This window comes from Arthrobacter yangruifuii (genome assembly GCF_009192775.1).
Lineage (GTDB): Bacteria > Actinomycetota > Actinomycetes > Actinomycetales > Micrococcaceae > Arthrobacter_B > Arthrobacter_B yangruifuii.
The window spans coordinates 93,389-111,281 of record NZ_VTFX01000006.1 but is presented as its reverse complement, the minus strand read 5'-3'; the positions used below and the strand labels follow the sequence as shown (position 1 = coordinate 111,281).

The window sequence follows — 17,893 nt, the reverse complement described above, 5'->3', positions numbered from 1 at the left end:
TTCTCCGGCCGGGGCGAAGCTCAGGCCCCGAGCCGGCGCAGGTAGCCGGAAAAACCGCCCGGAGCCCTCCCGTCCAGTCGCCCGGAGGTGACGGCCCGAATCTGGTCCGTGGCGGCCCAGCGCGCCCCGGCGGCCCGGATCCGCGAGACCAGCTGGACGTCTTCGTGGACGTGCAGTGCTTCGAACCCGCCGGCAGCGTCGTAGGCACGCGCGGAGAAGGCCATGTTCGCCCCATGGATGTACGGATGGCCCTCGGCCAGCCGGTGTTCGGCATGCCAGCGGGCCAGGCGTTGCGCACTGAGGTCCGCCGCGTCGGGCACCACCGTGCCCAGGACCAGCTCATAGCCGGCGTCAGCAAAGCCCCGCTGGATGGTCAGCCAACCACCCGGCACCACTGTGTCCGCGTCGGTGACGGCAATCCACTGCGCACCCAGCCCGAGCATGGCGGCGGTGCCGGCCGCCCGGGCCGCACCCACCGACCCTGAATCCGTCTGCAGCAGGTGCAGGTCCAGCCCCAGCCGCAGGCCGGCCTGCGCGGCGGCCCGGGCGGAGCCGTCAGTGCAGGAGTCGAGCACCACGGCCACGCTCACCTGCGCGGAGGCATCGTGGTCCTGCAGCGCCGCCACGGCGGCGGCCACCGCGGCCAGGCAGCGGGGCAGGAGCTGTTCCTCGTTGCGGACAGGAATAACGACGCCGACGCGCGGCCGGGTCACAACAGCCCTTCCCGGTCTGCCACGGACCGAGCCGGCGGATGCACCAGCACATCAATGCGGAAGTCGGCCTCACAGTGTTCAGCGAGCAGCTCCAAACCGCTGTCGGACCGAAACACCTCGTGCACCTCGTCCCCGTCCATCGGCCAGTCCCGGATCGGATGCCGCCAGTGGCAGAGCAGCAGCACGCCGTCGCTGTCCAGGGCTTCCGCAGCCCGGAGGACCGTGCCGCGCAGCTGCTCCCGGCTGAGGAAATAGCCGATCTCGGAGAGGACCACCAGGTCGAAGCTGCCGTCCGGCCAGTCCTCCGGGATGGATCCCTGGCGGAGCCGGATCCGCTGGTCCGCACCGATCCGCTGCCGTGCCAGTTCCAAGGCACGCGCGGAAATGTCCATGGCCGTAACACTTTCCGCGCGCCGGGCCAGCTCCGCAGTGAGCACTCCGATGGAGCAGCCGGGTTCAAAGACGCGGCCGAACCGTTCGCGCGGCAGAAGGGCCAGGGTCAGATCCCGTTTGCGCCGTTCATAGAAGCTGTCCCCGAAGTTCCAGGGGTCCGGCGAGGCGGCGTAGAGGTCTTCGAAAACCTGCTTGCCGGTCCGCGGCACGGTCACTTTGAACGTCTCGAAGGGCCGCGCAAAGTGGGCCAGGACCTCCGGCGCCAGAAGCGCCTCGTCCCCCGGCCGATCCGAGAGCGGGGCCACCTGACTGCGGTGCGCGCCCATCGCCGCGGCCTTGGCAGCGGGGGCGCCCTGCGGCAGGGCCAGCGTGTGCATATCCTCCGGCAGGTCCGCGGCGGTGCCCCAGTGCCAGAGCCAGATCGGGTATTCCAGCAGCGGTACCCGTGCCTTGGCGGCCAGCCGTGCGGCTGCAGCTCCGGCGGCGTCGTGGTCGGTATGCCCGTCCCCGCGCCAAGGGGCAGCCAGCCAGAGACCGTCCGTGTCGGTGCCGACCACCCCGGCCAGGAACGCGTCCAACTCCGCACGGTGAGCGGCAAGCTGCCCGTCCGGCAACCCCAACAGGTGAACCCGGGCGTTCGGCGCGAGCCGCCCGACGGCGGTGCGCAGCTCCGTTTCACGCAGCACGGTCAAGGTCTGCGGGGTGTGGGTCGGGGAATCGGGGTGGGAGGCTTCCCCGGCGGTCGCCACCACCACGTCAACGGCGGTGCCGGCGGCCGCGAGAGACGCGATCAGGCCGCCGGCACCGAGGGACTCATCGTCCGGATGCGCGGCCAGGACCACCAGGCGGCGGGGCGGTTCCGGCAGGACGTCCGCCAGCCCGGGCAGCCCGTCCAGCACCGGCAGCCAACTGTCCTCGCCCGGCGTCGGGTCCCGGTGCGTGAAGCTCACCATGGCTCGCCTCCAGCGGTAAGCAGGGCGCGGCCGAGGGCTGCCGAGTCCCGTTCGGCATGGTGCTGGCGCAGATAGACCTGCAGGTCCACCACTCGCCGGGCGTGGTCCTCCTCGCCGGTCAGCGGCCCCGGGCCCAGCCCGTGTCCGGCCAGCCGGAGGACCTGCTCGGCGGCGTCCGCCACCACGGCCCGGACCTGCCCGGCGAGCAGGGCGCCGTCGGGCCCGTTGGCGCGGCCGGCGTCGACGTCGGCCGCCGCGGCGGCCAGGACGCGGCGGGCGGCGTGCAGGGCGGCGTCCGCCTGGCCCAGCAGCATGAGGGCAATCTGGTCCGGTTCCCGGTCCCGGCCGGCGGCGGCCAGCCTGCGGGCAACGCCCACGGCCCCGCCGAACCAGACCGCGGCAACGCCGATGCCGCCCCAGGCGAAGCCGCTCCGTGTGAGGTACCAGTTATCCCCGCCCACCGGCACAGCGGGTACAGCGGTGAAGTCGACCGGGGTGCTGTCCACGCCGGCCAGCCCGCGGCTGGCCCAGGTTCCCCGGCCCGGGCTGACACCGGCGTGGCGGAGGTCCACGGCGAAGGCCCGGCGGGTGCCGGCCCCGGTATGGGCGGTGACCACCGCACGGTCCAGCTGCGCGGCCAGGGAGCACCACGGTTTGGTGCCGGCCAGGCGCCAGCCGCCGCCTTCCGGCCGGGCGTCCAGGCGCAGCCGGGGAGCCTCGGCGGCGTACACGCCCCAGGAATGCGCGGCGGAGCCTGTGCTTCCGGCACTGTCCAAGCCGGCCTGGGCCAGGATAGCCAGGGCATCGAGGTGGGGCTCGATCACCCGGGCGGCGGTGAGGTCTGCCGCACCCAGGGTGGCCAGCAGCTCCCAGAGCCGCACCGTGGCGCCGGTGCCGGGCAGCGGCGCCAGCGCCTCAGCCGGTGCAAGCAGGTCCAGGGCGGCGTCGACGGATCCTTCCGTCGCAGCGGCCCGATGGGCTAAGTCGGCAAGCAGCGCCTGCCGAGCTGCCGCCGGGGTATCGGAGTCCAGCAGGACGGGGCGGTTCACGCCCCGCTGCCAAGTGCGGTGGAGAGAACAGCCACCAGGAACCCGGCGTCCGGGGTCAGCGGGCGCAGGTCCCAGGTGGACAGCTTGAGGTCCACGCTCAGCCCGGCGGCCTCGGCGTCGGCGAAGAACTGCTCGAAGTCGTAGCCGCGCCCGGCGCCGAAACCGATCACCACCCGTCCCTCCGGCGCGAGGTGCGCGCGCATCCGGGCCAGCACCTCACCCGCGGTTCCGGGGGCCAGGAATGTCATCACGTTGCCGGCACAGACAATCAGGTCAAACGGTTCGCGGATACCCGCGGCGGGCAGGTCCAGTTCCGTCAGGTCCCCAACCAGCCAGGTGGCCTGAGGATGGTCCTTCCGGGCCGCGTCGATCAGTTCAGGGTCCACATCCACACCGACGACGGCGTGCCCGCGCCGTGCCAGTTCGCCGCCCACCCGGCCGGGCCCGGCACCGGCGTCGAGGATGCGCGCGCCGCGCGGCACCATGGCGTCGATCATCCGAGCCTCGCCGTGCAGGTCCGCGCCCTGCTCCCGCATCTGCTCGAAACGCTGGATGTACCAGGCGGAGTGGCCCGGATTCTGCTTCTTCTTGGCTTCCCAGAGGGTTTCCTTGCGCATCCTTCCAGCGTACTCAACCGCGGACGGGGAAAATGCCCGCCCTGGCGCCTGCCGACGGCAGGAACCGCTGCGGTTGGGGGTGTACGGCGGCTCACCCCACACCGAGTGTTTACGGTGTAAACATCAGCGGTAAAGTACCACTGTGAGCACTAAAACCTTCCCCCATTTGATGTCCCCGGGCCGTATCGGCCCGATGGAAACGCACAACCGCATCGTTCTCCCCGCAATGGACATGAATGTCTCGGAGCACGGTGAGATCGAGCAGCCGGAGATTGACCACTATGTGTCCCGCGCGGCCGGCGGCGCGGGCCTGATCATCACCGGTGCCTGCGCCATCGCCTTCCCGCACGGCGCGGCGTCGATGAAGGAGCCGGGTCTCTCGGATGACAAGTACATTCCCGGGCTCAAGGCGCTGGCCGATGCCGTCCACGCCGCCGGCAGCAAGCTGTGTATCCAGTCCACGCACCACGGCAAGGTAGCCCGCGTCGACGTCGCCAATGACCGGCCCGTATTCGCCCCCAACCAGCCCGACTACACGTATGACATGTCCGCCCTGGCGGACAGCACCCGCGAAGAGCTCGGCAAGATGGGCGCCGCGACGGCCGGCAAGCAGACCGAATACCGCGAGATGACCGACGAGGACATCGCCTGGCTGATCGAGACCTGGGCAGACGCCGCCGAACGCATTGCCAAGGCCGGCTGCGACGCCGTCGAAATCCACGCGGCGCACGGCTATATCCTGGGCGTGTTCCTGAACCAGCGGGACAACAAGCGCACGGACCAATACGGCGGTTCGCTGGAAAACCGTGCCCGGCTCGCCTGCGAGGTCATCAGCGCCGTCAAGCAACGCGTGGGCGACCGCCTGGCCATCCTGGTCCGCGTGGCCGGCGAGCAATACGGGCAGGACGGCGGCCTGACACTCGACGAAGCGGTTGAAGCCTCCAAGCTGTTCGAGCAGGCCGGCGCGGACGCCATCCACGTCACCGGCTGGGGCCGCAATCCCTTCGACAACTTCACCGACGGCCCGCTGCCCAACAAGGTCGGCGCCTATCTGGCGAACGCGGCGGAGATCAAGAAGCACGTCTCCCTCCCGGTGATCGCTGTTGGCCGCATGCTGCCGGAAGTCTCCGAGAAGGCCCTGGCCGCAGGGCAGATCGACTTCGCCGCCATGGGACGCCAGCTGCTGGCCGATCCGGAGCTGCCGAACAAGCTTCGCGACGGCAAGTTCGACCAAGTACGCCCCTGCATCAACTGCTACCTCTGCGTCGCCGAGAACTTCTTCGACGACACCCCGTTCTGTGCGGTCAACCCGGCCCTGGGCAACGAGGCCCTGCTGCCGCTGAAGCCGGCTTCTGCCTCCAAGCACGTGGTGGTTGTAGGCGCCGGACCTGCCGGCCTCGAGAGCGCCCGGGTGCTCACCGAACGCGGCCACCGGGTCACCGTGGTGGACAAGTCGGACCGCCTCGGCGGCACCATGTGGTTCTCCACCATGACCACCCCGGACAATGAACGCCTGCTGAAGTGGTTCAAGGCCGAAATCAAGCGCCTGAACATCGCGGTGAAGCTGAACACTCCGGCAACGGTGGAATCCATCAAGGCGCTGCGCCCGGACCACGTTATTGTGGCCACCGGCGCCGTCCGCCCCAAGCCGGACTTCCCGGGCGGGGACCTGCCGAATGTGCAGACCGGTGACACCCTGCGGGCCATGATGCTCGGCACCGCCACCGCTGAGGAAGCCGGCGCCCTGCTGAGCACCTTGGGCAAACTCGGCCGCCTGTCCGGCGTGACCAAGAGCCCGGAGTTCGTCCGACAGTTCACCAAGTTCTGGCTGCCCATGGGCAAGGACGTCGTGGTGATCGGCGGTTCGCTCGTAGGCCTGGAACTCTCCGAATTCGTGGCCGAGCGGGGCCGCCGCGTCACACTGCTGCACGAGAAGCAGCAGCTCGGCCTGCCGCTGGCCATGCCGCGGCGTTGGACCGCGGTCAAGGACGCCGAAAAGCACGGCGTGAAGATCCACCGCAACGTCTCCATCACCCGCATCACGGAGAAGAGCGTGGAATGGACCGAGGGCGGCGAATCCTTCTCCGCCCCGGCGGACATGGTGGTCTATGCGGACGGCACGACGTCGGCCTCTCCCCTGGCGGACGAGCTGCGGGCTGCGGACCTTGGCATCGGCGTCGACGTCGTCGGTGACGCGGGCGCGGTCAACTACATCCACGGCGCCATCCACTCATCGTGGAAGGTGACTACGGAGCTGTAGTCCGGCACCTCGGCTGCGCCCCTGATGTCCGCATCGGGGCGCAGCCGTTGCCGATCGGCCTGAGAAACACGGCGACTGATCCGCGGCTGTCGAGCCCCATAAGCCCATTCGCCGTTTATATCGCCGCCGCTTGGGATGACACTGGATTCAACTCCATCCCCGGAAAACTCTTCGACCCGAGGAGACGGCATGAGCGCAAATCTGGGAGGAATCAGCCGGGAATACAAGGTACTCGCTGTGTTCCTCGCCTTAGTGGTCATCCTCGCGCTGGTTCTCGCTGCCTCTGCCGCCGCCCCTCGCCTCGTCTCCACGCCCCCGCCCGTGGGTGGCTCTTCAACTGAGAGCGGGTCCGGGAGTCTGGCTTACCTGTTCATCGCCTTCGCTGCGGGAACCCTGATCATCTTTGGCATCCTCTTCGTATTCGCCGCACTGGGTCGATGGATCAGCGGCAACGACGCGTCCGAACGGGGTGCACTAAGCCTGCCCCACGGGAGCATCAGTGCCGTTCTGGCACTCATTATCGTGGTTGTTTTCTCGGTTACCTCAATTCACGTTTACAGTGAGCTCCGCGCGGGAGAGGACGTTGGCATCGAGAGCGCAGGGGTAACCCAGGAGGCACTGGATGCCCTTCCCAGAGACCGGGTGCTGCACATAGCGCCAGAGACCGCCATGGACGGCCAGCCCGCCACCTACACAGTCACTCTTGCCAATCCGCATGAGAACAGTACGGTTTTCGCCGGCGATCTGATGACCATCTTCTCCACCCTGCTGATTGCCATCGTGGGATTCTATTTCGGCCAAGGGGCCACTGCTGCCGGCGTGCGCGAGGCAGAGAAATTGAAGCTCGGGGAAAACCGGGGCGGCACGACCGCTATCAAAGACACGGAGACACCTCCCTCCGAAAACACCGGCGGATAATCCCGGTTTTGGGAGCGCAGCCTCGGCTGGCCGGGTCTACTGCTTCGTTTCCGCAGGCGCCAACAGTTTGCAGGCCGCAGCAATGGCGGCCTGCCGGCGTCGTTCGCGGGCGGCGTCGGAATCCTCGGTCTTGCCGGTATAGAGCAGTTCCGGGGACTGCGCCCAGGCAGTGGCCAGTGAAAAAAGCAGGGTCATCAGGTCATCCGGATCCCAGGCGGGATCGATGATCCCCCGCGCCTGGGCGGCGGCAATATCGGCCGACGCCGGTCCCGGGCGGCTGGAGGGCGCGAGCGCATCCGGCGCCCCCTCGAGCCGGGCCCAGTCCAGCATGCGCAGATGCTCGGGGTGCTCCAACGCATGGTCATATAGGGCACCCACAAACCCGGGAAGATCCAGCGCGTCCCGGGGAACCTGGTCCGTGGTCTCCCGGAGATTGGCGGCCAGCACCGCGGCGAACAACGCACTCTTGCCGCCGAAGTACGCGTAAAGGCGTTCCTTGCTGGCCCGCGCCTCTTCGGCAATGCGGTCCACCCGGGCACCGGCCAGGCCGTACCGGGCAAATTCTTTTCGTGCTGCGGCCAGGATCCTGGCCCGCGTGGCTTCGCCGTCGGTTCTCATCCCTGTAGTCTATCTAAGCCAACCAACCAGTTCGTTTGATGAGGATTTCCGCTTTATGGACCGCACCACCCCCTCCGGCCTGCAGCAGGCCACCACTCCGGCGCACGATCACTCCGCGCATCCGCACCGCTGGCTGCTGCTGGCCGTCCTGGCGCTGGCCCAGCTGATGGTGGTCCTGGACGGCACCATCGTGAACATCGCCCTGCCGGACGCGCAGCGCGAACTGGGCATGTCCGACGGCGACCGCACCTGGGTGGTCACGATCTACGCCCTGGCCTTCGGCTCGCTGCTGCTGCTCGGCGGACGCATTGCCGATTACTGGGGCCGCAAGCGCACGTTCATGGTGGGAATGGCCGGCTTTGCCGCGGCTTCCGCCATCGGGGGTTTTGCGGAAAGCACCGAAATGCTCCTGGCTGCCCGCGGCCTGCAGGGCGCCTTCGCCGCACTGCTGGCACCGGCGTCGCTCGCCATCCTGACCATCACCTTCCCCTCAGGCAAGGACCGCATCAAGGCCTTCGCCGTGTACGGTGCCATCGGCGGCGGCGGCGCGGCCATCGGCCTGCTGCTGGGCGGCGTCCTCACGCAGTACGCCAGCTGGAACTGGTGCCTGCTGGTCAACGTCCCCATCGCGATTGTCGCCATGGCCGCCGCACTGCCGCTGATCCGGGAGAGCAAAGCCCACGGCAACACCCGCTACGACCTGCCCGGCGCCATCCTGGTGGTGGCCGGTCTCGCCTCGCTCGTATACGGGTTCTCGCAGGCCGAAAACGGCTGGGCACGTGTTGAAACCATTGCTTTCCTTGCCGCCGGCGTGCTGATCCTGGCGCTGTTCGTGTTTGTGGAAAGCCGCGTCTCCAACCCGCTGCTGCCCCTGCGCGTGCTGGCCAACCGGGTCCGCGGCGGCGCGTTCCTGACCTCCACGCTGACCGGCGCTGCCCTGCTGGGCGGCATCCTGTTCCTGATCTTCTATTTCCAGATTGTGCTCGGCTACTCGCCGCTGAAGTCCGGCCTGGCCTCGCTGCCGATGACCCTGGCGATCATGGTCGGCGCCGGCGTGCTGTCCAACCTGCTGCCGCGCACCGGCGTCCGCCTGCCCATGACCGTGGGGCCGATCGTCGGCGCCGCCGGACTGATCTGGCTCTCCTTCATCACGGTGGAAGGGAACTACGCGCTGGAGGTCCTGCCCGGCCTGATCCTGCTGGGCTTCGGCTTGGCAATGATCTTCGTGCCGCTGCAGAACGTGGCCCTGGCCGGCATTGACGAGCACGACGCCGGCGTGGCCAGCGCCGCCGTTTCGGCCACCCAGCAGATCGGCGGGTCCATCGGCACCGCCCTGTTCACGGCCGTCTACACCGCCGGCATCACGTCCTACCTGAGCAGCAACGGCGGCCGGCCGGCCGCGCAGCTCGAGGCGCTCGTCAGCGGCTACTCCACGGCGTTCATCTGGGCCGGCGTCGCGCTGTTCCTCGCCGCTCCGATCGGCTTCTTTATGATCCGTCCGGCCAAGGAGGACCTGATGAAGGTTCCCGATATGGCGCACGTCGGCTAGTTTCCGCGCGCTGCAGCAAAGGAGGTCCGGACATTCGGGCCTCCTTTGCTGTTTCCAGAGACCCGGCGGCACCGGCGGATTCACCGATTCGTCAATTCCTCTTGACGCATCCTGATCGTCAATCTAGATTGACGCTTATGGAAGACAATTCCCCCTTGGCCGCCGCGGCGGCGAGTCCCGATCCGGCCACCGGGCTGCGCGCCGTCGTCGCCCTCGGTAGGCTGCGCGACCAGCTCGAGGCCGTGCAGGTGGCCAATGCCCGGGCGCAGGGCTGGTCCTGGCAGGCCATCGCCGACCAGCTCGGCATCAGTAAGCAGGCAGTGCACCAGAAGTACAACCGGAAAGCGAAGTAACGCCATGTTTGAACGGTTCACTCAGCAAGCCCGCCAAAGTGTCGTCCTCACCCAGGAAGAAGCCCGCACCTTGGAGGCGACCCAGATCCTCCCGGTGCACGTGCTGATCGGCGCGGTGTCCGCCGTGGAAACATCCACCCCTCGGCTGGCGTCCGTGCTGGCCGAGTGCGGCCTCACGTCAGCGCAGCTGCGTGCGGACCTACGCGCCGTGGGACCGGACTCCGGGTACGACGACGCCGCCGCCTTGGAATCCGTCGGTATCGACCTGGACGAGGTGCGCCGCGCCGTCGATGCGCAATTCGGGGAAGGCACCCTGGACGCCGCCGCCGGTCCCGCCCCGCGGCGCCGTCACCTGTTCGACTCCCTCAAAGGCGGGCACCTGCCCTTCAGCAGCGGCGCGAAGGCCGTACTGACGAACAGCCTGCGCGAATCAACGGCCCGGAAGGACGGGTACATCGGGACGGAACATCTCCTGCTGGGGATCCTCCGCGGTGCCGACCCCGCCGCTCTGTCCCTGATCAGTCGACACGTGGGGCCGGAAGACCTGCGGGGTCGGATTCTCGGCACCATGGACGCCGCGGCCTAGTCCCGGCCGTCGGCGGCCAGGCGGTTCCGCATCCGGGTAGCACCTCGACGGCGGTGCCCGGTGCGAGGATGGTCATCACGTTGCCGGCGCGGCAGCAGCGCGTCATTCAGCTGGGCCTCGTCCGGCAGTCGGGAAAGGTGGGCCACGGCAGCAAACCGCCCCGAACGCACTCTGCCGAGAAAAACAGCAGACTACGGGTTCCAAACCGGCAGAGTGGTGCAGGATGGGGATACCCAGCCGGGGCCGTACGAGTTCCGGACCGCACAGCCGAAAGGGCAGAATCCGATGGCAGATCTAGGCGGCATGGCAGATAAGGCAAAGGACGCAGCCAAGGACCACCCGGAGAAGGTGGACCAGGCGAAGGACAAGGTGAAGGACACCGTCGACGGACATAAGGACGACCAGAAGTAGTCCACCGTCGCAGGACATGGGCCGGATCGTCCCCTGCGGGCGGTCCGGCCCTCCCGCTGTAAGGGGCACGGCCGCGGATGCATAGAGGGCGGGCCAGCAGGAACCCGCCGCGAAACTCCGATGCCCCAGGGCGCGCCGCCCTCAGCCGGCGGTCCGCTCCTCAGCCGGCCCGGCCCGCCCCGGCCCCGGGAAGGACGCTGAAGATGCCCGGTGCGCGGAAGTCCGCGGAGGCGAAGGCCTGCTCAACGGCAGACCGGATCGCCGGCACGTCCGAGACCCGCGCCAGTGCAATGGCGGAGCCGCCGAAGCCGCCGCCCGTCATACGGGCTCCGAGGGCTCCGGCTGCCAGGGCTGCCTCCACCGCTGTGTCCAGCTCGGGGCAGGAGATTTCGAAGTCATCACGCATCGACGCGTGGCTGGCAACGAGCAGCGGTCCGAGTGCGGCGGGGCTGCTGCCGGTGAGCACCTCGACGGCGGCTTCCACCCGCGCGTTCTCGGTCACCACGTGACGGACGCGCCGGAACGTTTCCTCCTCCAGCACATCGGCTGCCCGGCCGAGGTCCCCGACGGTCAGATCCCGAAGTGCGGGAACACCCATCTGTTCGGCGCCGAGCTCGCAGGAACGACGGCGCGCGGCATAGCCGCCGGTGGAGTGGGAGTGGCTGACGCGGGTGTCAATCACCAGCAGCTCCAGCCCGGCCGCCTCCAGATCGAGGGGAACAAGCCGGGCTTCGCCGGAACGGCAGTCGAGGAAGACGGCATGGCCCGGCTTACCGAGGAGGGAGGCGGACTGGTCCATGATGCCGGTGGGCGCACCCACCATCCGGTTCTCCGCGAGCTGCCCGATGCCGGCCAGCTCCCGGCGGGACATGCCTGTCTGCGCGAGGTCCGTGACGGCAACCGCGACGGCGCATTCCAGCGCGGCGGAAGACGACAGGCCTGCTCCCACGGGCACATTGGAATCGACCAGCAGGTCCAGGCCGGGACAGCGGTGCCCGGACTGCTCCATGGCCCAGAGGACTCCGAGAGGGTAGGCGGCCCAGCCGTGGACGCCGCCTTCGGTGAGGAGGTCAAGGTCCGCTTCCACGGGCTCGTCGTCGGGCGCGAAGGTGGATGAGACCCGGACCGTCCGGTCGCGGCGCACGGCGGCGGCAACCGTCGTCGAGTGTTTGATGGCGAACGGCAGGACGAAGCCGGCGTTGTAGTCCGTATGCTCGCCGATGACGTTGACGCGGCCGGGCGCTGACCACAGGCCGTCCGGCTCCGTACCGAAGCGCTCGGCAAAGGCGGCCGCGAGCGCGGCGGAATTCATGACCGGTCCTTTCCGGCGGAGCGGCCGACGGCGTTGCGCAGCGACTGGGCGACGGCCTCAGGAGTGGTGTCGTTAATAAAGGCGCCCATCGCCGCTTCGGATCCGGCAAGGAATTTCAGCTTGTCGGCGGCCCGGCGGGGCGAGGTCAGCTGCAGGTGCAGGTGTCCGGCAGGCCGCAGCGCGGGATCAACCGGCGCCTGCTGCCAGGCTGCAATATAGGGCGTGGGCGTGGGATACAGGGCGTCGATGCGGCCGAGGAGATCGAGGTAGAGCGTAGTGAGCTCGTCGCGCTCCTCGCCGGTCAGCCCCGAAAGGTCCGCGACCTGCCGGTGGGGAACCAGGTGGACCTCCAGCGGCCACCGTGCGGCGAAGGGCACAAAGGCACTGAAATGCCTGCCCTCAATCACTATCCGCTCCCCGGAAGCCCGCTCGGAGGCGAGGGCGTGGCCCACGAGGGTCTGTTTCCCTCCGGATGCGGCGTGGAACGCAGCTGCCCGTGCCGCCAGGGTTGCCGCGCGCGGCGGCAGGAACGGATACGCGTAAATCTGTCCGTGCGGGTGCAGGAGTGTCACGCCTATCTCGGCTCCGCGGTTCTCGAAGCAGAAGACCTGCCGGATGCCGGGCATCGCGGACAGCGCCTCGGTACGCTGTGCCCAGGCATCGATGACGGTCCGGGCACGCGCAGGGGTGAGGGAACCGAAAGAACCTTCGTGTGCCGGGTCGAAGGCCACCACTTCGCACCTCCCGTACGCCGTCGCCGTCGTTCCCCATTCCGGTGCGGCCGGGAGCTCGCCGAGGTCCGGTCCGAAGGAGGGGAACCGGTTCTCGAATACCACCACCTCATAATCGGAGGCGGGAATCTCGGACAGGTGCCCCGGCGCCGCGGGGCAGAGCGGGCACTGGTCCGCGGGCGGCAGGTGGGTGCGGGACTGCCGGTGGGCGGCGACGGCGATCCATTCCCCGGTGAGCGCGTCATACCGTACGGTTCCCGCGGGACCGCGTGCGGGCAGTCCCCGCGCGTCCCGGGCTGCTGCGGGGCCGCGGTGCCGTGCTGCGCTCTCCTCGTCCGCGTCGAAGTAGATCAGCTCCCGCCCGTCGGACAGCCTGGTGGGGGTAACAAAGGTCATGGGCGCCCTTCCGGGGGTCGCAGCGGACGCAGGACGGAGGAACGGGTCCGCACTGAAACGAACAAAATTTATCACGGCGGAGAAGGGATGGGGGCGCCGCCGTCTGTCCCTTCCGGGAATAGAACACAGACCATCCCTCTTGTACCGCCCATGAAAGCAATCGTGTACTCCGCCACAGGTTCCTCTTCCGTCCTCTCGCTCGTGGACCGCGACGTCGCCGCTCCCGGTCCGGGCGAAGTGCGGGTCCGCGTCGCTGTTTCGGGTGTGAACCCGACGGACTGGAAGGCCCGCGCCGCCGGCGACCTTGCCTTCCCCGAGGTGGTCCCGAACCAGGACGGGGCCGGCACGGTGGACGCCGTCGGAGACGGCGTCACCGACCTGCAGGTGGGTGACCGAGTGTGGATCTACCTCGCTGCCCACGGCCGGCCGACCGGAACCGCCGCCGAATTCACCGTCCTCCCCGCCGACCGCGCAGTGAAGCTGCCCGAGGGCATCGGGTTCGACGCCGCGGCCAGCCTCGGCGTGCCGGCCATGACGGCGCACCGCGCCCTGACCGTCCACGAGAACGGCCCGTCCCGCCTCGCTCCCGGCGCGCTTGAGGGACGCATGGTCCTCGTCCAGGGCGGCGCCGGAGCCGTGGGCCACGCTGCCATCCAATTCGCTGTCTGGGCGGGTGCCACCGTGATTGCGACGGTCAGCAGCGACGCGAAGGAGCAGCTGGCCGGCGCCGCCGGCGCGCACCACGTGGTTCGGTACCCCGACGACGCATTGGCTGAGCGCATCCGTGAGATCGCCCCGAACGGCGTAGACGCCATCGTCGAGGTGTCCCCTGCCCAGAACGCAGCCCTCGATGTGGACGTGATCGCCAACCACGGCAGCATCGCCTACTACGCCAACAACAACGGCGAGGAGTTCACGGCGCCGATTGTCGCCAGCTTCGCCAAGAACGTCCGCTGGCAGGGTGTGCTCATTTACACAGTGGGAACCGAGGCCCAGCACGCCGCGGCGGAGGATATTACCGCTGCCCTGCGGGACGGCGCCCTGCCCGTCGGAGAGGCCGCCGGGCTCCCCCTCACCTGGTTCCCGCTGGAGGAGACCGCGGCAGCACACGACGCGGTCGAGAACGGCACCACCGGGAAAATCCTCATCCGGGTTGCCGGCGAAACCGGTGCCGCCTAACCGAGGCCCGCTGCGCGGAAGGGGCCCTGCCTTACGGCGGGGCCTTTTCCGTGTCGCGCCCTTTCCGCGGCCGCGCAGCGGCTCTCCGCAAGGACGCGGAGAAGCCGGGTGTACCGGCTAGCCCAAGGTTGAGCGGGTAGCATGACGGTACTATTCTTCTTCCACCCCTCACCGGGCTGGTTGTCAAGGGTGTCCAGCCAAACCGCGGGGAACGTGAGGTATTGCAATGTCCGGCCAGATTCTAGACGTGACCCGACGGGTCGGCGTCGTTGTGGGGCGTGTGCTCGTCTACGTCCTGATCTGGCTTGGCCTTGTGCTGCTGATCGCCGCCGCCGGCATCCACTTCTTCTGGGGTGAGATCTCGGTGGGGCAGATGCTCCTGAACCTCGTTTCGGTGGAGACCGACGGCGGCGGCGGCGGCATCGTCTGGCTCGGCATCATCGGCGTCGGCGTCCTGCCCCTGCTCATCACAGCCGGCATTGCCCTCTGGCAGTACTACCGCCGCCGCAAACGCCGCAGCACCGGCCAGGAGCCGCGCCGCCCCTGGCTTCGGCGCACCGTTGCGGCGGTCCTGGTAGGCGCAGTGGTGGTGGGCGGCACCACGGCCTTTGCCACCACCGTGGGCATGGCCGATTACATCAAGGCCGCGAACTCCAAATACAACATCGGCGACTACTACGTGGAGCCAACCGTCACCGGCGACAAGCAGAAACGCAACCTGGTGCTGATTTACCTGGAATCCGGCGAGGCCACCCTCGAGGATGACCAGCTCTTCGAAAAGAACGCGTTCCTCCCGCTGACCAACGCCACCCAGCCTGGCTGGCAGAGCGTGGAAAACTACCAGCAGTACGAGGGCGGCGGCTGGACCATGGCCGGCCTCGTCTCGACGCAGTGCGGCGTTCCGCTGAAGGGCGTTGGCTCCGGGGAGAGCAGCGACGCAGGCAACCTCGACGACGACGGCGACACCTACCTGGGCGGGTCCATCTGCCTCGGCGATGTCCTTGCCGAGCACGGGTACACCAATGTCTTCCTGGGCGGCGCCAACTCGTCCTTCGCGGCGAAGGACGTGTTCCTGGGCACCCACGGCTATTCCTCGGTGAAGGGCCTCGACGACTGGCGTGCCGCCGGCGAACCGGAGGAAAACTTCCGCAAGGACTGGGGCCTGAGCGATGAACGCCTGATGGCCCACGCCAAGGAAGAGGTTGACCGCCTGCATGCCGAGGCGGAACAGACCGGCAAGCCGTTCAACCTCTCCATGTTGACGCTGGACACCCATGAGCCGGTGCATGTGTACAACTACTGCGACGTGGATACGGAAAACAACGTCACCTCGGTGTTCGCCTGCTCCATGACCCAGGTGGCCGGCTTTGTGGACTACATGAAACAGCAGGGGTATCTCGAGGACACCGCCGTGGTGATCATGGGCGACCATCTCAAGCACATGAGCGCCGGCGACGCTTTCCACGAGCAGCTGGACCACCACGGCAACCGCACCGTCTTCAACCGGATCTGGATTCCGGGCCGGGACGCCTCCGCGCCGCTGCGCCCCGGCGTGGACCAGCTGAACATGTACCCGACCATCCTGGAAGCCGCCGGCCTGACCCTGAAAGACAGAGAAGCAGGTTTGGGTGTCTCCGCCCTGGCGCCGGAAGTCCCTGCCGGATCGGCGCAGGCGCTGGAACCGGAAGCCTACGCGGAGCTGCTCAAGTCCCTGTCCCCGCAGTTCTACGCCCAGGCCTGGGCCGGGCCGGGCGCAGTCAAGTAGCCCCTTCCAAAGAGGGCGCGTCGTGCGTGACTCTGGCTAGGACCGTACCTGTATGGTTCGGAGTCTGGAACCCCTTCGGTTCCGCTAGAGGAGCGAACATGTCAGACAAGTCCCCGCGCCAGGCAGCATCCAAGAAGTCCAGCAAATCCATTAAGGAAAAACGCGCCGACAAGAAAGCCGCGGCAGCTCCGGCCAGCTCGGCCGACAAGGCCACCGCTAAACCTGCACCCTCCAAAAAGAAGTAAGCGGGCCTGCGGGCCGGCTCACGCCCGGCGTCCTTTCCGGCGTGCGTGAGCCTGCCGGACGCCGCGGAACCGGACAGCATCGGCGGGTGAGGCGGTGCGGCTGAGCGCCCGATAGGGCAAACTGGTCGCGTGGACGCTACGCCCTGGGTGCTGCACGTTGACCTCGACCAGTTCATTGCCGCGGTCGAGGTGCTCCGGCGCCCCGAACTGGCCGGCAAGCCGGTCATCGTCGGCGGCCGCGGCGATCCCACCGAACGCGCCGTGGTGTCCACCGCATCCTACGAGGCCCAGGCGTTCGGCGTCGGGTCGGGGATGCCGCTGCGGATCGCGGCCCGGAAGGTGCCCGACGCCGTGATCCTGCCGGTCGACGCCGAGGCCTACCTGGAGGCGTCCGACGTCGTGATGGCCACCCTCCGTGCCCGGCCCGGCGCCGTCGTGCAGGTCCTGGGCTGGGATGAAGCCTTCGTGGGCGTCTCGACCCAGGATCCGGAAGCCTATGCCCGGGAGCTGCAGGCCGCCGTCCTGGAGCAGACCCAGCTGCACTGCAGCGTGGGCATCGGTGACACCCTGGTCCGCGCCAAGAACGCCACCGATCTCGGCAAGCCCGCCGGCGTCTTCAGCCTTACTGCCGGAAACTGGCTGGACGTGATGGGCGGCCGTCCCACCAAGGAGCTGTGGGGTGTCGGGAACAAGATCTCGGGCCGGCTGGCGAAGCTCGGTATCAGCACCGTTGCCGAACTCGCCGCGGCCGACCCCCAGTCTCTGGTGCCGGAATTCGGCCCCAAAATGGGACCCTGGTACGCGTCGCTGGGGCGCGGGGACGGTTCCAGCGAGGTTGATGACACCCCGTGGGTCGCCCGCGGACACTCACGGGAAACCACCTTCCAGACCGACCTCACCGACCCGGAGCAGGTGCAGGACGCCGTGCGGCAGCTGGCCGCGCAGGTGCTGGCGGATGTGGCTGCGGAGGGCCGGCCAGTGATCGGGCTGACCCTGAAGGTCCGGTACGCCCCGTTCACCACCAAGACGCATGCGAAGAAGATCCCCGAAACGTTCGACCGGGAGGATGTCCTGGCCCGCGCCCTGGACCTGGCCGGAGCCATCGAGCCCGGCCGCCCGATCCGACTGCTGGGCCTGCGGGCGGAAATGACGATGCCCGACGACGCGCGGCAGGGACATACCCCGACCCGCGGCGGATGGTGAAGGGCCCCACGGTCGCGCTGTGCTGAATTCCCTACCGGGCGGTCTCTGGACCGGCCGAGCGTGACCCCTTCAGCACCCGGTCGGCAAGCTGACTGCCGGCAGGATCGGCAGCCATCTCCATCCGCAGGCCCATGAGGGTATTGATGAGCATTCCCCGGGCAATGAAGTCATCAGCCTCGGCGGGGGAAAGCTCCGCTTCCTCCAGCAGGAATTTCAGCAACTGCAGGAACCCGCCGCGTGCTGCCGGCCCGATCACCGGGTCCGATCCCATGGCAAAGGCATGCATCAGGGGAAGGTGGACGCCCCGCTGCTCGGCCAGCATGACGTAGGCCGCCCCCAGCCGGTCCATCGTGGACCCCTCACCGTCCGGCGCGGCCAGGGCCTTGCGGAACCCGTCGAGGATGAGCTCCAGTGACTGGCCCATGACGGCAAGGAAAAGCTGCTCCTTGCTGCCGAACATCCGCACGACGTACGCCTGGCTGATGCCGGCCTCCCGGGCGATCCGGTCCGTCGTCGCGCCGTAATAGCCATGCTGGGCGAACACCTCGGCGGCGGCACCGAGCGTAGCCTGGCGCCGTTCTGCCGCAGGGAGCCGGGGAGTGGACCGGCTGGGGTCTTGTGTCTTCATGGGATTAGGTTATC

Annotated in this window: 17 protein-coding genes; 9 read left to right on the top strand and 8 right to left on the bottom strand. The window is 68.6% G+C overall.

The window, feature by feature from the left end; genetic code table 11:
* Nucleotides 1-20: 20 nt before the first annotated feature.
* The 4 genes from GD627_RS15030 to GD627_RS15015 are packed head-to-tail and all read right to left on the bottom strand — an operon-like array spanning nucleotide 21 to nucleotide 3,725.
* On the bottom strand, nucleotides 21-713 hold the full coding sequence (locus tag GD627_RS15030; RefSeq protein ID WP_152273214.1) for a glycosyltransferase family 2 protein: 693 nt from the start codon (nucleotides 711-713) through the stop codon (nucleotides 21-23).
* Entirely contained in the window at nucleotides 710-2,059 is a 1,350-nt protein-coding gene (locus GD627_RS15025) for a PIG-L family deacetylase (protein WP_152273213.1), read from the bottom strand. Before GD627_RS15025 ends, GD627_RS15030 begins: the two co-directional genes overlap by 4 nt.
* A complete protein-coding gene (locus GD627_RS15020; protein ID WP_152273212.1) occupies nucleotides 2,053-3,108 on the bottom strand; it encodes an acyl-CoA dehydrogenase family protein in 1,056 nt (351 codons plus the stop codon). The genes GD627_RS15025 and GD627_RS15020 overlap by 7 nt, the downstream gene beginning before the upstream one ends.
* Nucleotides 3,105-3,725, bottom strand: coding sequence for a class I SAM-dependent methyltransferase (locus tag GD627_RS15015; RefSeq protein WP_152273211.1), 621 nt, complete (start codon nucleotides 3,723-3,725; stop codon nucleotides 3,105-3,107). Before GD627_RS15015 ends, GD627_RS15020 begins: the two co-directional genes overlap by 4 nt.
* Before the next feature lie 142 nt (nucleotides 3,726-3,867).
* Here GD627_RS15015 and GD627_RS15010 point away from each other — a divergent pair, with 142 nt between their 5' ends.
* Together GD627_RS15010 and GD627_RS15005 are read left to right on the top strand one after the other, a co-directional pair.
* Nucleotides 3,868-5,985: an NAD(P)/FAD-dependent oxidoreductase gene (locus GD627_RS15010; RefSeq protein ID WP_210250518.1), complete on the top strand. Its 2,118-nt coding sequence runs from the start codon at nucleotides 3,868-3,870 to the stop codon at nucleotides 5,983-5,985.
* A gap of 189 nt (nucleotides 5,986-6,174) precedes the next feature.
* Nucleotides 6,175-6,903 carry a hypothetical protein gene (locus GD627_RS15005; protein ID WP_152273210.1) on the top strand — a complete coding sequence of 243 codons (729 nt, stop codon included), beginning with the start codon at nucleotides 6,175-6,177 and terminating at the stop codon, nucleotides 6,901-6,903.
* Nucleotides 6,904-6,939: 36 nt separating this feature from the next.
* Here GD627_RS15005 and GD627_RS15000 read toward each other — a convergent pair whose 3' ends face one another.
* Complete coding sequence (locus GD627_RS15000) at nucleotides 6,940-7,521, bottom strand: TetR/AcrR family transcriptional regulator (protein WP_152273209.1); 582 nt, start codon at nucleotides 7,519-7,521, stop codon at nucleotides 6,940-6,942.
* 55 nt (nucleotides 7,522-7,576) lie between these two features.
* On the opposite strand from GD627_RS15000, the gene GD627_RS14995 reads away from it, so the two are divergent.
* The 3 genes from GD627_RS14995 (at nucleotide 7,577) to GD627_RS14985 (ending at nucleotide 10,009) form a co-directional block, all read left to right on the top strand.
* On the top strand, nucleotides 7,577-9,070 hold the full coding sequence (locus tag GD627_RS14995; protein ID WP_152273208.1) for an MFS transporter: 1,494 nt from the start codon (nucleotides 7,577-7,579) through the stop codon (nucleotides 9,068-9,070).
* A 137-nt stretch (nucleotides 9,071-9,207) separates the two neighbouring features.
* Nucleotides 9,208-9,423, top strand: a complete 216-nt coding sequence (locus GD627_RS14990) for a helix-turn-helix domain-containing protein (protein WP_152273207.1) — start codon at nucleotides 9,208-9,210, stop codon at nucleotides 9,421-9,423.
* Nucleotides 9,424-9,427: 4 nt separating this feature from the next.
* Nucleotides 9,428-10,009 (top strand): Clp protease N-terminal domain-containing protein, encoded by a 582-nt coding sequence (locus GD627_RS14985; RefSeq protein WP_152273206.1) that lies wholly within the window; start codon nucleotides 9,428-9,430, stop codon nucleotides 10,007-10,009.
* 571 nt (nucleotides 10,010-10,580) lie between these two features.
* On the opposite strand, the gene galK is transcribed toward GD627_RS14985, so the two are convergent.
* Nucleotides 10,581-11,732, bottom strand: a complete 1,152-nt coding sequence (gene galK, locus GD627_RS14980) for a galactokinase (RefSeq protein ID WP_152273205.1) — start codon at nucleotides 11,730-11,732, stop codon at nucleotides 10,581-10,583.
* The gene (galT, locus tag GD627_RS14975; RefSeq protein WP_152273204.1) at nucleotides 11,729-12,859 is read right to left on the bottom strand and encodes a galactose-1-phosphate uridylyltransferase; all 1,131 of its coding nucleotides are present in this window, start codon (nucleotides 12,857-12,859) and stop codon (nucleotides 11,729-11,731) included. The genes galK and galT overlap by 4 nt, the downstream gene beginning before the upstream one ends.
* Before the next feature lie 150 nt (nucleotides 12,860-13,009).
* On the opposite strand from galT, the gene GD627_RS14970 reads away from it, so the two are divergent.
* The 4 genes from GD627_RS14970 to GD627_RS14960 all read left to right on the top strand — a co-directional run bounded on the left by GD627_RS14970 (nucleotide 13,010) and on the right by GD627_RS14960 (nucleotide 17,251).
* Nucleotides 13,010-14,038 carry an NADPH:quinone reductase gene (locus GD627_RS14970; protein WP_152273203.1) on the top strand — a complete coding sequence of 343 codons (1,029 nt, stop codon included), beginning with the start codon at nucleotides 13,010-13,012 and terminating at the stop codon, nucleotides 14,036-14,038.
* Between the two features lie 247 nt (nucleotides 14,039-14,285).
* Nucleotides 14,286-15,803 (top strand): LTA synthase family protein, encoded by a 1,518-nt coding sequence (locus tag GD627_RS14965; protein WP_246165549.1) that lies wholly within the window; start codon nucleotides 14,286-14,288, stop codon nucleotides 15,801-15,803.
* A 98-nt stretch (nucleotides 15,804-15,901) separates the two neighbouring features.
* A complete protein-coding gene (locus GD627_RS16615; RefSeq protein WP_194266074.1) occupies nucleotides 15,902-16,048 on the top strand; it encodes a hypothetical protein in 147 nt (48 codons plus the stop codon).
* Nucleotides 16,049-16,177: 129 nt separating this feature from the next.
* A complete protein-coding gene (locus GD627_RS14960; RefSeq protein WP_484463050.1) occupies nucleotides 16,178-17,251 on the top strand; it encodes a DNA polymerase IV in 1,074 nt (357 codons plus the stop codon).
* 31 nt (nucleotides 17,252-17,282) lie between these two features.
* On the opposite strand, the gene GD627_RS14955 is transcribed toward GD627_RS14960, so the two are convergent.
* Nucleotides 17,283-17,879, bottom strand: coding sequence for a TetR/AcrR family transcriptional regulator (locus GD627_RS14955; RefSeq protein WP_152273201.1), 597 nt, complete (start codon nucleotides 17,877-17,879; stop codon nucleotides 17,283-17,285).
* Nucleotides 17,880-17,893 lie beyond the last annotated feature (14 nt).